We start from the raw sequence: 14,169 nt of genomic DNA, 5'->3' as shown, positions 1-14,169 counted from the left end.
ACCGCATCGGCCAACTATCGGTTATTCCAACCTCGGGTATTTAGGCGCTGGATACCTAAGTTCTCCCCGCAGAACGGAGTCGAACTCAATCACGGCCTCCTCAAGCCTTCTCAACAGTTGCGCGGGAGTGATGACCTGCGCCAAACGGTTGGCGATCGATCGCAGGTACACACGAAGCATCTCGTCCGCATCCACGATCCGCTTGATGAATAACCACAGCCGTTTGCGCAGGCCTTCATAACCTGCCTGATATTCCGCCGTGCCGGAGAGCTTGGCGAATCGCGACAAGATGCTTGTAGCTCCCGGGTCCGCCACGAGTTCCTGAGCCGCCACTCTTCGCCATAGCGTTGTTCTGGCGGCCGCTTCCGACTCGGGCAAGCCCCTGAGCCAGTCAACGGGTTGGTTCAAAAGCGGGGCGTTATTGTTGACCCATAATTCGACACCTGTTTCACGCTCAAACGAGAGTAAACGTTGGAACGTGTTCAAATCGTTGAGGGGGTTTCCATTCAGGCCCAGCCCCTGCCTCAAGTCAACTGTCCTGGGAATAGAGGTGAAATTGTTATCCTCCAGCCCCAGAAATTCCAAAGACTGATGTTCAAACAACTCCTCGGGAACAGTCGTCAACCCCGTGCGATTCAGAGTGAGGCGGCGCAGTTTGGTCAAAGTGGCGATCGATGGAGGCGTCTCAAGATTATTACCGCTCAAATCAAGTGACTCCAGCGCCGTCATCTGACTGAAAAACGCACTCTCCTCCGGCGGCATGCTCAGCCCGTTACTGGTCAGTTTCAGTTGCCTCAGACGGGGAAACTTTACAAGTTCCGCGGGCAAGCCGGAGCGGATCGCGTTTTGAATCTCGATAATTTCAAGACGCGGGAAGCAGCGGGAATAGATCTCCAAATACTCAGGAATCATTCCCTCCGGTTCACTGATGGCAACCACGGAATTGAACTGCAGATTCTCGCTGCGCATATAGGTGAAAAGGTCCACTAGCGGGCGATTGCCCGACACGGTGAAATCCGCGTCAAGCTTGAAGCCGATCATCCGACCGTTGCGATAGACCTTTTGCGATTGCGCGCCACGCCATGTGTACAACCGACGCAGCTCCTCAAACCATTCGGGTGGCGTTTCAGGATCAAGTTTACTCTGATCAATTATCCACTCGAGCTTGTCTTCCTCATCGATCGGCGCGTCTGGCAACTCGTCATCAGAATCAATCGAGAGGCCATCCTGGTAAGCCTCGTTTTCCTTTTGGAAATATTCATCCTCCAGAATGCTCCACTGGTACTCGGAGATGTAGCTCAGGTTTTCCTGGGTATCCACAATTCGCTGTAGCTCGGCTTGCGCATCATCGACCCAATCGAAACATTCCATGAATTCGCTGACTTGCAGATCCGTGAAGCCGGGAATGTAGGTGTCCACCAGCATTCTATCGGTCCGCAGGGCTGCCGCTCGCCCTCCAGCCCCCCCCAGTAAGCTACCTTCTTCCGGCTCGAAAAACGGCGTTCGCAATTGCTGTCGACGCAGCACCGTTTCAAATTCGCGCCGGTTTAAAAGGTTGAGCCGTAGCTTGAACTTGAAGTTGTCGAGTGAGCGCTGCACGCCCAGCTTGAGAAACTCCGCATCCGTCAGGCTGGCTACAAGCGCATCGCCAAAGTCGTCCGTGATATAGCCAGGCGTCGGCGTTGAGTCCGGGCATCGGTAGCGGTTTGTTGCCCTGATGATGATGCGTTGTTTTGGCAGGGAGGGCGCTCCGATCCTGTCCACTACCACACCGGAGGCCGATCCTTCGCGCACCGTTATCGGCACGTTCCAACCGGGCATGCGCCGAGCGCTGTGCAGCAGCAGCGTATCGCTGTCCACGTTACGGATGCTATCGAGATAAGCCCCCTCATAGGCACGAACCAGGCGCAACTCGTGTTCGTAAGCCGAGACTTGAGGTTCCAGACGCTGAAACAACGCCTTGGTCTCTGCCAGGGTCAACGTGCTGTCAGGGCTGATGTGTTCGTCGAGCAACATCTGATCGCGCACTGACAAAGGCAGTGACGGGTATTCATGCGCGAGGGCCTTTTGCAGGTCACTCTGCGGTTTGGTGAGGACGTTGTAATGCTCTTCAAACATCGACAACCGCTGATCATGCGCGATCCCCCTGGCCTTGAGGTGTATCAATCGGGCTCTGACGTAAGTGGGAGGATATGGCTCCCCTGGCTCAAGTAGATCGCCCAATAACTGACGTGTTTCTTCCGGGCCCAGACGTCTTGCCAGGTCTTTGAATAACGAGCCGCCTTTGGGATGAATAACCAACACATCTTCTTCAGCCATGATTGCGGCGGTTTCCCAGATGACCTTGTTGCCATCGACCAGCCGCAAGCCGACGCCGCGGGGCCAGGAACTGTCTGACGTCAACCAGCGGGCCAGGTGCAAATCCCCCAGAGGCGACTGAACACTGCCCAGCTGCGTAATGTAGTCTTCCACTCGCTGAGCGGTCTTGAAACGCAGCAACGTATCGGCAAACAACCCTTTGGGCCTGGCGCCCGTGATCAGTTGCTGGCGCAATTGCTCATCTGAAACGCCGCTGACCCGGCGGATCAATTCCAGCCTGTCATCCGAAATCCCTTCCACCTCGCGCCCGAAACCGCGCATCAACTGAGGACGAGTCCACTGTGCGATGGGCACATTCTCCGCGCCTGGCGGGATGAAGATTTCAGCAGCAACGACGTGAGGCGACGATGGGGTAACGATGGGCTCGGAGGGAGGTTGAATGCTTGCGCCCCCCTCATCGAGCACAGGCGGCCTGGGCCGCGGTGTTGGCTTTGACGCCGGGCCGGCCAGCGCTACGCCGGTCTTGATCAACAGCGGCAGCGCATTGAGCAAGCCAAAGACCGTTCGGGTCACGCCTTCATTGATTTTATCCCGGCTCTCGCCTTCCACCACTTCAGACACCCCCTGCGCGGCGTCGATCAACCCGGCCAGACCCAGCAAGCCTTCGCCACCGGGAAAGAAAATAGCCAGCGCGCCCCATCGGTTTATCCAGCCGATCACCGGATTGATCACGGCCGCCAGATTGTCGCGATTGACATCGGCATCGTCGCGAATGGCTTCCTCGGCAGTGGCCAGGCTTGTCTGCTTGAATACCTTGACCAATTCAGCAAACGGATCAACTGAATTCGCAACGGTGTCCAGCAGGATGTAATCGTCCGGGTTCCAATACCCGTCATTGTTGAAGAAGCCCGATTCGCGAGTAAGGTGATGCTGCTTCGGATACTGGGCCATGGCCTGCAATGCTGTCAGCACACCCGCGTGAAAGGTGCCGTCGCTGCGGTCGTCTTTTTCGAAATGCTCGCAGAGGGCCACTCTTTTCTCTCGGTGTTTGCCTTGCTCTACGATCCAGGCGCGCAATGCCTTCATGTTTGCGAACTGATGAAGCGGCGACGAATTGCCTGGTACATAGAGCAGCACCACGCCGCTGCGACGATGACGCACTACCCAAAGATCCCGCGCCGTGTAGCGATAGATCATCAGGCGGGAAACTTCTACATGCGCCATTGGAAAGGTGCGTTGCTCCAACTGAACACTGCTGATGCCAGAGAACTCAACAGCGTCTTCTCCAAGCCCCGCCACTGAAAGAGCCAGCTGCAATCCGGCAAGGGTCAGGCTCGATTCAAGATTTTGCAAAAAGGCAGCCATGACGAATGCTGTCTTCATTGAGGTGCGCAACGCGTAAGGCTCGCTCCCCATGATCGTGGCATCCGATGGCAAGTTGCTGTACAGGTACTCTTGATACAACTCTTTGTAATCGAGCGTCCACACCCATTTTTTAAACTCGGCCGCAGTGATCGCAAGTTGCGTGGAAGGCCCGTAGGTCTGCGGGTCGGTGCGGCGGTAGATACCCTCGTAAACCTTATGATTACCGCTGCCCTGAAAAGCGAACTCGTCGACATTCGCAACCAGCTTTATCTCTGGCCCTACGGCTGGTGGCGTGTACAGGCCGAACGCCGTTTCTGCAAAACGGTTATCGCCCACCGCCTGGTAGTCGCTCAACAGGCCCTGCACCAGTGACTGCTGGACGCGGATCTGCCCCTGATACACACCGTTGATGGGCGGGTGGCCGTGGTAGTCATAGTCCAGCGTCACCAACTGGGTGGTGACAGGGTCGAGGTCTTCGCCCCACTTGAGGCGTATCTGTGTGGCACCGTGTTCAGCGGGCGTGAAGATCAGGCTGTCTTTCAGGGCAAGATTCAGTGAGCCGAGCCGGTTGGTTGTCGAAATGCAGGATGTCATGCAGTCAAATCCATTTGTGATTGAAGAATCGTCGACTCTAGGTTCGTTGACTTGATTGAACGATCAGAGAATGGAGGTTCGCGTCGAGCCCATTACTGACGCCTTCTGTAGGTCAAGCGGTGCCCACGAGGCCTGAGCCAACGCTCAATCTTGTAATATCCCGCCGTTATGCCTAGCTTATGCGCCCCCCGCCCAACGCTTTAAGGCCCTGCCCCATGGTTATGGTTATGCGTCTTCGTCCCGTCATCACTTCACCTTTTGCCCTCGGTCTGTTGCTCAGCAGCGGCATGGGCAGCAGCCAGGCGGCTGAAATCGAACTGCCGGCGCTACAGGTCCAGGGCGAGGAAGCCTCCGGCTACCGCACCGAGAGCGCGTCGGTCGGCGGGTTCAACGAAGCGCCGTTACTCGACACACCGGCCTCGATCACGGTCATCAACGCCACGCTGATCAAGGACCAGCAGGCCCGCCTGCTCAGTGAAGTGCTGCGCAACGACGCCTCGGTGGGCGACAGCTATGCGCCGATCGGCTACTACGAAAACTTCGTGGTGCGCGGCTTCTCGCTGAATGCGGCGAGCAGCTACAAGATCAACGGGCGCACCATCACTGGCGAGCAGAACGTTGCACTGGAGAACAAGCAGCAGGTGGAAGTGCTCAAGGGCCTGGCCGGGCTGCAAAGCGGGATTTCCGAACCCGCCGGCGTCATCAACTATGTGACCAAGCGCCCGGAAGAGGTGCGTTCGGTCACCGTCTCCACCGATGATCGCGGCAGCGGCTATGTGGCCACGGATGTGGGCGGCTGGTTCGGCAGCGAGCAGCAGTTCGGCCTGCGTGCCAACGTGGCCCATGAAGACCTCAATACCTATGTGGAGCACGCCGATGGCCGGCGCGATTTCGTGTCCCTGGCCTTTGACTGGAACCTCAGCCCAGACGCCGTGTTGCAACTGGACGCGGAATACCAGAACAAGCAACAGCGCTCGGTGCCGGGCTATCAATTGCTGGGCGGCACTGAAGTGCCCCACGGCGCATCGCCGAAAAAACTGCTGGGGCACCAGAGCGGTTCCAGGCAGGTGGGCATCGACTCGCTGAACCTCAACGGCAAGTTCGAGTACCGCTTCAGCGACCAATGGAAAGGCAGCCTCAGTGCAGCCCGCAGCCAGGTGGTGATCGACGACTACAGCGCGTTTGCCTGGGGCTGCTACGGTTCGGCCAGTTGCAGCGGCTCGAGCACGCCCAACTACTTCAGCCCCGAAGGCAATTACGACGTCTACGACTTCCGCAGCCCGGATGACACGCGCCGCGACGATGAAGTGCAAACAACCATGACCGGCCTGTTCGACACCGCCGGTATCGGTCATGAGCTGACCTTCGGCAGCAGCGCCTTTCGCCGGGTGGTCGACAAACGCATGCCAGTCAACGAGCTGATTGGCACCGCCACTGTCGACGAGGACGTGCCGACCTTCACCCCCACCGACAAGCCGCTCAACGATAGTCATCGGGCCCTCGACAGCCGCCAGTACGGCGTGTTCGTCACCGACCGCATGCGCCTGAGCGAACAATGGCAAACCGTCGTCGGCGGCCGTGAAGTACGCCTGGATGAGCGCGCCTTCGACAGCGACGGCAACCCGGCACGGCATACCCAACAGTCTGTGTTCCTGCCCCAGGCGGCGTTGATCTACAAGCCGGTGCAGGCTGTTTCGCTGTACACCAGCTACAGCAAGGGCCTGTCCCTGGGCGGCACCGCGCCGTGGTTTGCCAGCAACGCCAATACCACCCTGGCACCGACCACATCACGGCAGATCGAAGCCGGGGTGAAATACGACTGGCGCCGCATCAGCTTCGCCGCCGCCGTGTTCCAGACGCGCCAGGCCTATCAATATGCCAAGCCCGACGGCGCCGGCAACTTCACTTACGTACAACAGGGCGAGCAGAAAAACACAGGCCTGGAGCTCTCGGCCAACGGCTGGGCCACCGAGCGCCTGCAGATCGCAACCAGCGTGGCGGCGATTCGTGCGCGGGTGAGCGGCAGCGGCACGCCGGGTTATGAAGATCATCAGGCAATCAACGTGCCCACGCTGCGCGCCAGTGTGTATGGAGATTACGCGTTGCCGTGGGTGAACGGTCTGGCGGTGCTGGGCGGCGTGCACTACAGCGCCAAAAAGTACGCCAATCGCACCGGCAATGCAGAGGTGGGGGATTATGCGGTGGTCAATGTCGGCAGCCGCTACACCACCCGGCTCGATGGCTATGAAACGGTGTTTCGCCTGAGCGTCGACAACCTGTTCGACAAGCGATACTGGCGCGACGCGGGCGAGTACATGGGCGATGACTACCTGTTCCAGGGCGCACCGTTGACGGCCCGCTTAAGTGCATCGGTCAACTTCTGATTCAGGTATGCATGCAGATCCAACTGTGGGAGAACGCCTGGTTTTAAAGCCTGAAATGTCAGACAGCCACATCACTGTGGCGAGCGGGATTGCCCTAAGGCCAGTCAGTTAAGCGCAGATCCCTTGTGGAAGCGGCGGTGCGACGATTCGACTTGCCCGCGAAAGCGGTGGGTCTTCAACATCAATGTTTGCTGGGCCGACGCCATCGGGAGCAAGCCCCCTCCCACATTTTGTACAGCGTTCGCAAACCATTCCGGTCGGCGCTCAGGCCGCCGCGCCTTTGCTTTTGATCTGGAAGCGCCCCGTCAAACACGCTGGCCGAACGCAGGTTTTGGAGCGTGGGTAACCCGGCAGGACGCCGGGTTAGCCGCGCTGGGCCAAGGATGGCCCATCGCGGCGGCCCACGCTCCAAAGCCTGCGTTCGGGCACACCGAGCCTGGGCGAGGTGCCGAGTGTTGGGGCAAGAGCCCTTTGGTTACTTTGGGGCTTTCCAAAGTGACCCGCCGTCAGGGCGGAACCCTAAGTCGCCGTTACCGCAGAAACGAATATGCGCACCGAAAAATCATCTTCGCAGGCAAGCCGCTAGTCACAGAAACTACAGTCTTACCAGAACCGCTGCTGGGTCAGGCGGCTCCACCACGTCAGCAGCACCCGGTCCACTGAACCGCTGGCCGCCAGGCCCACACGTTCCTGCAGGCTCTTGCGCTCGGCGTAGTGCAGGTGGAACACCTCGGCCGTCTTGGCCTTGGTGGCCAGGTATTCGTCGCTGGTCTGCAGCGCGTCCACCAGTTGCTTGTCCAGCGCCGCAACGCCCAGCCACACCTCTCCGGTGGCAACGTCATCGATTGACAGCTGCGGGCGGTAACGCGAGACGAAGTTCTTGAACAGTTGGTGGGTGATATCCAGGTCTTCCTGAAACTTCTCCCGGCCTTTCTCGGTGTTTTCGCCGAACACCGTGAGGGTGCGCTTGTATTCACCGGCAGTCAGCACTTCAAAGTCGATGTCGTGCTTTTTAAGCAGGCGGTTGACGTTGGGCAACTGCGCGACCACACCGATGGAGCCGAGGATGGCAAACGGCGCGCTGATGATCTTCTCGCCAATGCACGCCATCATGTAGCCGCCGCTGGCCGCGATCTTGTCGATGCACACGGTCAACGGCACGCCCGCCTGGCGAATGCGCGCCAGTTGCGACGAGGCCAGGCCGTAGCTGTGCACCATGCCGCCGCCGCTTTCCAGGCGCAGCACCACTTCGTCCTCGGGCGTGGCCAGGCTCAGCAACGCGGTGATTTCATGGCGCAGGCTCTCGGTGGCCGAGGCCTTGATATCGCCATCGAAATCCAGCACGAACACCCGGGGCCGGGCCTCTGGCTTCTTTTTGCTATTCTTCTTTTCGGTTTTGCTTTCGGACTTGCGCAGGGCCTTGAGCTGGTCCTTGTCGAGCAGGGACGACTCCAGGCGCTCACGCAACCCCTTGTAGAAATCATTGAGCTTGCTGACCTGCAACTGGCCGGCGGACTTGCGACGTCCTTTACTGCGCAGCGCCGCGAAGCTGATCAGGACGACCAGAATCGCGACCACCAGGGTGACAGTCTTTGCGAGAAAGCTCGCGTATTCAGCCAGAAAATCCATGGTTCTCCTTACAAGTGCAGTGCGCCAGGCGCGGATGGCCCCAGCATACCGGCGGCACTGCCTGCAAACCAGTGCCCAAACCGCCAGCAGCCGCCCTCCAACTACCTTTTAAAACAAGCGTATGTTTTTCCATTGACAGCTTCCGGGCATCCCCATAACCTCGTCGGACGTTTCAACGTACCCAGGAAAACGGACGTGGGCAGCATCTATCTGATTCGGCATGGCCAGGCCTCTTTCGGGGCAGACGACTATGACGTCCTGTCGCCCATCGGTGTGGAACAGGCGCAGGTGCTCGGTCGTCATCTCGCCGACCTGGGGCTTGCCTTCGACCGCTGCATCGCCGGTGACCTGCGCCGCCAACAGCACACTGCCACCGCCACCTTCGAATCCTTCAGCGCCCTCGGCTTACCGGTCCCGCCCGTGGAAACCGACAGCGCATTCAATGAATTCGACGCCGAAGCGGTGATCCGCGCGCTGCTCCCCGAGCTGTTGAGCGAAGAACCCGAGGCCCTCGACATCCTGCGTAACGCCGCGCAAAACCGCCGCGAATTCCAGCGCATCTTTGCGCTGATCATCGACCGCTGGCTGGCCGGCACTTACGACCCGCCGGGGCTGGAAAGCTGGCTGGGGTTCGTCGAGCGCGTACAGGGCGGTCTGCAGCGTCTGCTGGATAAGGCCGACGACGCCGACAAGATCGCCGTGTTCACCTCCGGCGGCACCATCACCGCCCTGCTCCACCTGATCACCCGAATGCCTGCCGCGCAGGCCTTCGAGCTGAACTGGCAAATTGTTAACACCTCGCTCAACCAGCTGAAATTCCGCGGTCGCGAGGTGGCCCTGGCTTCCTTCAACAGTCATGCGCACTTGCAACTGTTGAAGGCGCCGCAGCTCATCACGTTCCGATGAACTGCGGCCCACCGTGACCCCAAGGTCACTGGACTCTACCCTAAAGGATCGAAACCATGACTGACGTAGCCAAAGCCGTAGCAGCAATGAAAGCCAAATTCAACCCAAGCGCCGCCGAAGGTCTGGACCTGGTGTTCGGTTTCCGTATCGATGACACCAAGAACTTCTCGCTGGTGGTCAAGGACAAGACCTGCGAACTGCTGGAAGGCGAAAACCCGGACGCCCAGGTCACGCTGGTGATGGACAGCGAAACCCTGGAAGGCATCGTCGACGGCTCCACCGACGGCATGCAGGCGTTCATGGGCGGCAAGCTGCGCACCGAAGGCGACATGATGCTGGCCATGAAGCTGAGCGAATTGTTCCCGTCCTGAGTACCCGTGGGAGGGGCTCGCCCCTCCCCTATCAGTTTTTCGGTTGCAGCAACAACGCCACCAACGCGCTCCACCCCGTCTGATGCGACGCCCCCAGGCCTCGCCCCGTTTCTCCATGGAAATACTCATGGAACAGCACCAGGTCGCGACTCGCCGGGTCCGCCTCCAGCTGCGCATACCCCGCCATCGAAGGCCGCAGGCCGTTTTCATCCCTTAGAAACAATCGCGTCAAGCGTTGACTCAAGCTGTCGGCGACCTCCCCCATCGACGCCAGATAACCACTCCCCGTGGGGTACTCCACCGAAAAATTATCCGCGTAGTAACGATGAAACTCGCGCAGCGACTCGATCAGCATGTAGTTCACCGGCATCCACACCGGCCCGCGCCAATTGGAATTGCCACCGTACAGGCGTGAATCGGATTCGCCGGGCTGATAGCGCGCGCTCAGGCTGTCGCCATTCATCTGCAGCGCCAGCGGCTGCTCGGCGAAGGCTTTGGACAAGGAGCGCACGCCGAACGCCGAGAGAAACTCATCGTCATCCAGCATGCGCCGCAGCAGGTCCTTGGTGCGCTCGCCGCGCAGTAACGCCAGCAACAGGCGATTGCCCTGCCCCGGTTCATTCCAGCGCGACACCAGCCTGGCCAGATCAGGCCGGTGATGCATAAAGCCCAACAGCCGTTCGCGCAACCCCGCCAGGCCTTCATGCTCGCGCTGCTCCAGCACCAGCACGGCGAACAGCGGCATCAGGCCGACAATCGAGCGCAGGCGCACCGGCTCGCTGTGGCCATCGGGGCGGTGCAGCACGTCGTAGAAAAACAGGTCCTGCTCATCCCACAGGCCTTCGGCGCTGTCGTCGACGCGGTTGATGGCGCCGGCGATATACAGGAAGTGCTCGAAGAACTTCACCGCAATGTCGACGTACACCGCATTGCGCCTGGCCAGCTCCAGGCCGATGCGCATCAGGTCCAGCGCATAGGCTGCCACCCACGCGGTGCCATCGGCCTGATCCAGTTGATAACCCGGTGGCAACGTCGCCGAGCGGTCGAACAAGGCAATGTTGTCCAGGCCCAGAAACCCGCCCTGAAACAGGTTGCGCCCCTCGGCATCCTTGCGGTTGACCCACCAGGAAAAATTCAGCAGCAGCTTGTGGAAAATCCGCTCGAGAAAATCCATATCGCCGACGCCCGTGAGCGCCTTGTCCTGCTGATACACGCGCCAGCTGGCCCAGGCATGCACCGGCGGGTTGGCATCGTCGAAACGCCACTCATAGGCCGGCAACTGGCCATTGGGGTGCATGAAGCGGTCCTTCACCAACAGCAGCAGTTGTTGCTTGGCATAGCCCGGGTCGATCAGGGCAAACGCCACCGCCTGGAAGCCCTGATCCCAGGACGCGTACCACGGGTATTCCCAGGTGTCAGGCATTGAGAGGATGTCGAAGTTGGACAAGTGCCGCCAATGGGTATTGCGAATGTGCAAGCGCTCGGGCGGCGGCGCCGGTTGGGCCGGGTCGCCGTCGAGCCACTGGTTCACATCGAAATAATAGAGCTGCTTGGACCACAGCAGGCCGGCCAGGGCCTGACGCTGCACATTGCGTGCGTCTTCATCGACGAGGCCCTGTTGCAGGGCGGCGTAGAAGTCATCGGTTTCCTCGCGGCGCTGGTCGAACAGCTTGCGCGCATTGACCTCAGGCGCGCCCACCGGCGCAAAGCGCAGGTAGACCGTTTTGCTTTCCAGCCCCGCCAGCTCCAGGATGAACCGCGCGGCGACCTTGGTGCCCGCGTCACGCCGAATGGCGGCCTGCACACCGTCCACCACGTAATCGTTGATGCCATCCTTGAACGGCCCGGGCGCGGCTTGCCCGTCAAGCCTGGGGTAGTTGGTTTCGTTCTCGCAGAACAGCCATTCCACGCCGTCCTGGCCCCAGGCGCCGAGCTGGTAATCGGGCAATTCATGATGACGCGCGAGCACGCGCTCACCGTCGAGTTTCAATTGCGGCTTGGCGGCGTCAGCGGTCCAGCTCCAGTCGTTGCGCGCCCACACCTGGGGCAGCACCTGCAGGCGCGTCGGCTGCTCGGCGCGGTTGTGTACGGTGACGCGCATACAAATATCGTCCGGCTGATGCTTGGCGTACTCGACGCTGACGTCGCAATAGCGGTTGTCTGCAAACACGCCGGTGTCGAGGATTTCATACTCGGCATCACCCAGCCCGCGTCGCGCGTTTTCGCTGATCAGGTCGGCATAGGGAAACGCTGCATGGGGGTATTTGTAGAGCATGCGCATATAGGCATGGCTCGGCACGCCGTCGACGAAAAAGTACAGCTCCTTGACGTCCTCACCGTGGTTGCCCTCGGCGTTGTTCAGGCCGAACAGGCGCTCCTTGAGGATCACATCGCGCTCGTTCCACAGCGCCAGGCCCAGGCACCAGCGCTGCGCCTTGTCACTGAAACCGGCCAGGCCATCCTCGCCCCAGCGGTAGGCGCGGCTGCGCGCATGTTCATGGGGGAAGTAGCGCCAGGCATCGCCGTCGGCGCTGTAGTCTTCGCGCACCGTGCCCCATTGGCGCTCACTCAAATACGGCCCCCACGCGCGCCAATCCTCGGCATCCTCGGTCGCCAGGCGCTGGCCTTCAACCGTTTCACGTAGTCGGGTATTGGGTGTGGCCGTCATGGAGTCCTCCGTCGCCTGCCTGATAGACGCAGTGTAGAGCCCAACCGCGCGCGGATGCACATGAAGACTTGGAAGACGCCTTTCATTCATTTGCAGAATGAAGTCCTGAGGATTCTTCGTTTGCACGCGCACCCCGCGCCCAACAAAATCCCGTGAACGGCCACGCTCATCGCCACTGCCATCAGGAATTTTTCTATGTCCAGCACCGCCCACGTCAGCCCCGACGACATTCGCAAAGGTTTCTCCAGGGCCATGTCCGACATGTACCGCGATGAAGTGCCGCTTTATGGCGCGCTGCTGGAGCTGGTGGCCGAGACCAACCGCCGCGTACTCGACAGCGACCCGGGCCTGGCGCAACAGCTGCAACGCACCGGCGAACGCCAGCGTCTGGACATGGAACGCCACGGCGCCATTCGTGTGGGCACGGCTGCCGAGCTGGCAACCCTGCGCCGGCTATTCGCGGTGATGGGCATGCAGCCGGTGGGCTATTACGACCTGACCCCGGCCGGGGTGCCGGTGCATTCCACGGCGTTTCGTGCGATGCATGAAAGCGCGTTGCAAACCAGCCCGTTCCGCGTATTCACCTCGCTGCTGCGCCTGGAACTGATCGAAAACCCCGAGCTGCGCGCCTTCGCCGAAACCGCCCTGGCCAAACGCTCGATCTTCACCCCGGGCGCTTTGGCGCTGATCGAACACGCCGAGCAACACGGCGGCCTCAACGCCGCGCAGGCCGATGAATTCATCCGCCAGGCCCTGGAGACTTTTCGCTGGCACCACACTGCTACCGTCACCGGCGCGCAGTACCGGCAATTGAGTGACCAGCACCGCCTGATCGCCGATGTGGTGGCCTTCAAGGGCCCGCACATCAATCACCTGACCCCGCGCACCCTGGACATCGACCAGGTGCAGGCCGCGATGCCCGGCAAAGGCATCACGCCCAAGGCGGTGATCGAAGGACCGCCGCGCCGCCGCTGCCCGATCCTGCTGCGCCAGACCAGCTTCAAGGCGCTGGACGAACCCATCGCCTTCACCGATGCCCACGGCAGCCACAGCGCGCGCTTCGGCGAAATCGAACAACGCGGCGTCGCCCTCACCCCCAAGGGCCGCGCGCTGTACGACCAACTGCTGAACGCCGCGCGCGAGGAACTGGGTGCCTTTCCCAACGAGGCCAACGCCGGGCGCTACACGCAGTTGATGGCACAGCACTTCCAGGCGTTCCCCGACGATCATGGGCTGATGCGTGAACAGGGCCTGGCCTATTTTCGTTATTTCGCCACCGAGCAGGGCCTGGCAGCACGCGGCCAGGCCGACCGGCCGCACACGCTGGAGGCACTTTTGCGCGCCGGCCATGTGGCGATTGAACCCTTGGTGTATGAGGATTTTCTGCCAGTGAGTGCGGCGGGGATTTTCCAGTCGAATTTGGGGGATGCGGCGCAGAGTCACTATGCGGCGAACTCGAACCAGGCCGAGTTCGAGCAGGCGCTGGGGTGCAGGACAATCGATGAATTGCAGTTGTATGCACAGACGCAGCAGCGTTCCATCGACGCCTGCACCCAGGCATTGCTGTAGGAGCAAGCGTGCTCCTACAGCCGTTGGCATTCAGCTCAGGCGGCCGCTGATCTCGTCCTTGATCAACAGGCGTTTCTTCTTGAGCTTCTCTACATCCTCATCGTTGGCACTGGCTTTTTCCGCCTCCAGCACGTCCTTGTCGGCGGCGTCATAGCGAGTGAGCAGCGCGTCCAGCCGTTTATCGTTCGCCCTGTGTTTGTGAACGTCGTCCTTGCTCATCCCCAGGTCCTGATACAGGTCGTGTTTAACTGGCATGGCCTACCTCCTCACGTTGATCAATGGCTTACGCCTTTGAAACTAGCCCATTCCTGACGCGCTTGTCATGTTTCAAGCCCATCGGTTCCGTTCGTCGCGGCGCGAAGGA

At 60.4% G+C, this 14,169-nt stretch carries 8 protein-coding genes; 4 read left to right on the top strand and 4 right to left on the bottom strand.

The window, feature by feature from the left end; all coding sequences use genetic code 11:
- Positions 1 to 21: 21 nt before the first annotated feature.
- The gene (locus tag LUB09_RS15345) at positions 22 to 4,278 is read right to left on the bottom strand and encodes a leucine-rich repeat domain-containing protein (protein ID WP_231422961.1); all 4,257 of its coding nucleotides are present in this window, start codon (positions 4,276 to 4,278) and stop codon (positions 22 to 24) included.
- 221 nt (positions 4,279 to 4,499) lie between these two features.
- Here LUB09_RS15345 and LUB09_RS15340 point away from each other — a divergent pair, with 221 nt between their 5' ends.
- On the top strand, positions 4,500 to 6,662 hold the full coding sequence (locus tag LUB09_RS15340; RefSeq protein WP_231422985.1) for a TonB-dependent siderophore receptor: 2,163 nt from the start codon (positions 4,500 to 4,502) through the stop codon (positions 6,660 to 6,662).
- A gap of 603 nt (positions 6,663 to 7,265) precedes the next feature.
- On the opposite strand, the gene sohB is transcribed toward LUB09_RS15340, so the two are convergent.
- The gene (gene sohB / locus LUB09_RS15335; RefSeq protein WP_231422960.1) at positions 7,266 to 8,291 is read right to left on the bottom strand and encodes a protease SohB; all 1,026 of its coding nucleotides are present in this window, start codon (positions 8,289 to 8,291) and stop codon (positions 7,266 to 7,268) included.
- Between the two features lie 195 nt (positions 8,292 to 8,486).
- On the opposite strand from sohB, the gene LUB09_RS15330 reads away from it, so the two are divergent.
- Complete coding sequence (locus LUB09_RS15330) at positions 8,487 to 9,197, top strand: histidine phosphatase family protein (protein WP_231422959.1); 711 nt, start codon at positions 8,487 to 8,489, stop codon at positions 9,195 to 9,197.
- 56 nt (positions 9,198 to 9,253) lie between these two features.
- Positions 9,254 to 9,568, top strand: a complete 315-nt coding sequence (locus LUB09_RS15325; RefSeq protein ID WP_209982712.1) for an SCP2 sterol-binding domain-containing protein — start codon at positions 9,254 to 9,256, stop codon at positions 9,566 to 9,568.
- Positions 9,569 to 9,599: 31 nt separating this feature from the next.
- Here the strand turns inward: LUB09_RS15325 and LUB09_RS15320 are convergent, their stop codons facing one another.
- Complete coding sequence (locus LUB09_RS15320) at positions 9,600 to 12,236, bottom strand: MGH1-like glycoside hydrolase domain-containing protein (protein ID WP_231422958.1); 2,637 nt, start codon at positions 12,234 to 12,236, stop codon at positions 9,600 to 9,602.
- 195 nt (positions 12,237 to 12,431) lie between these two features.
- Here LUB09_RS15320 and hglS point away from each other — a divergent pair, with 195 nt between their 5' ends.
- Positions 12,432 to 13,805 carry a 2-oxoadipate dioxygenase/decarboxylase HglS gene (hglS, locus tag LUB09_RS15315; RefSeq protein WP_231422957.1) on the top strand — a complete coding sequence of 458 codons (1,374 nt, stop codon included), beginning with the start codon at positions 12,432 to 12,434 and terminating at the stop codon, positions 13,803 to 13,805.
- Between the two features lie 30 nt (positions 13,806 to 13,835).
- Here hglS and LUB09_RS15310 read toward each other — a convergent pair whose 3' ends face one another.
- Complete coding sequence (locus LUB09_RS15310) at positions 13,836 to 14,060, bottom strand: DUF465 domain-containing protein (RefSeq protein ID WP_209982719.1); 225 nt, start codon at positions 14,058 to 14,060, stop codon at positions 13,836 to 13,838.
- Positions 14,061 to 14,169: the final 109 nt, after the last annotated feature.

Source organism: Pseudomonas sp. Leaf59 (assembly GCF_920984685.1).
Taxonomy (GTDB): domain Bacteria; phylum Pseudomonadota; class Gammaproteobacteria; order Pseudomonadales; family Pseudomonadaceae; genus Aquipseudomonas.
This window is presented reverse-complemented; position numbering and strand designations above follow the sequence as displayed.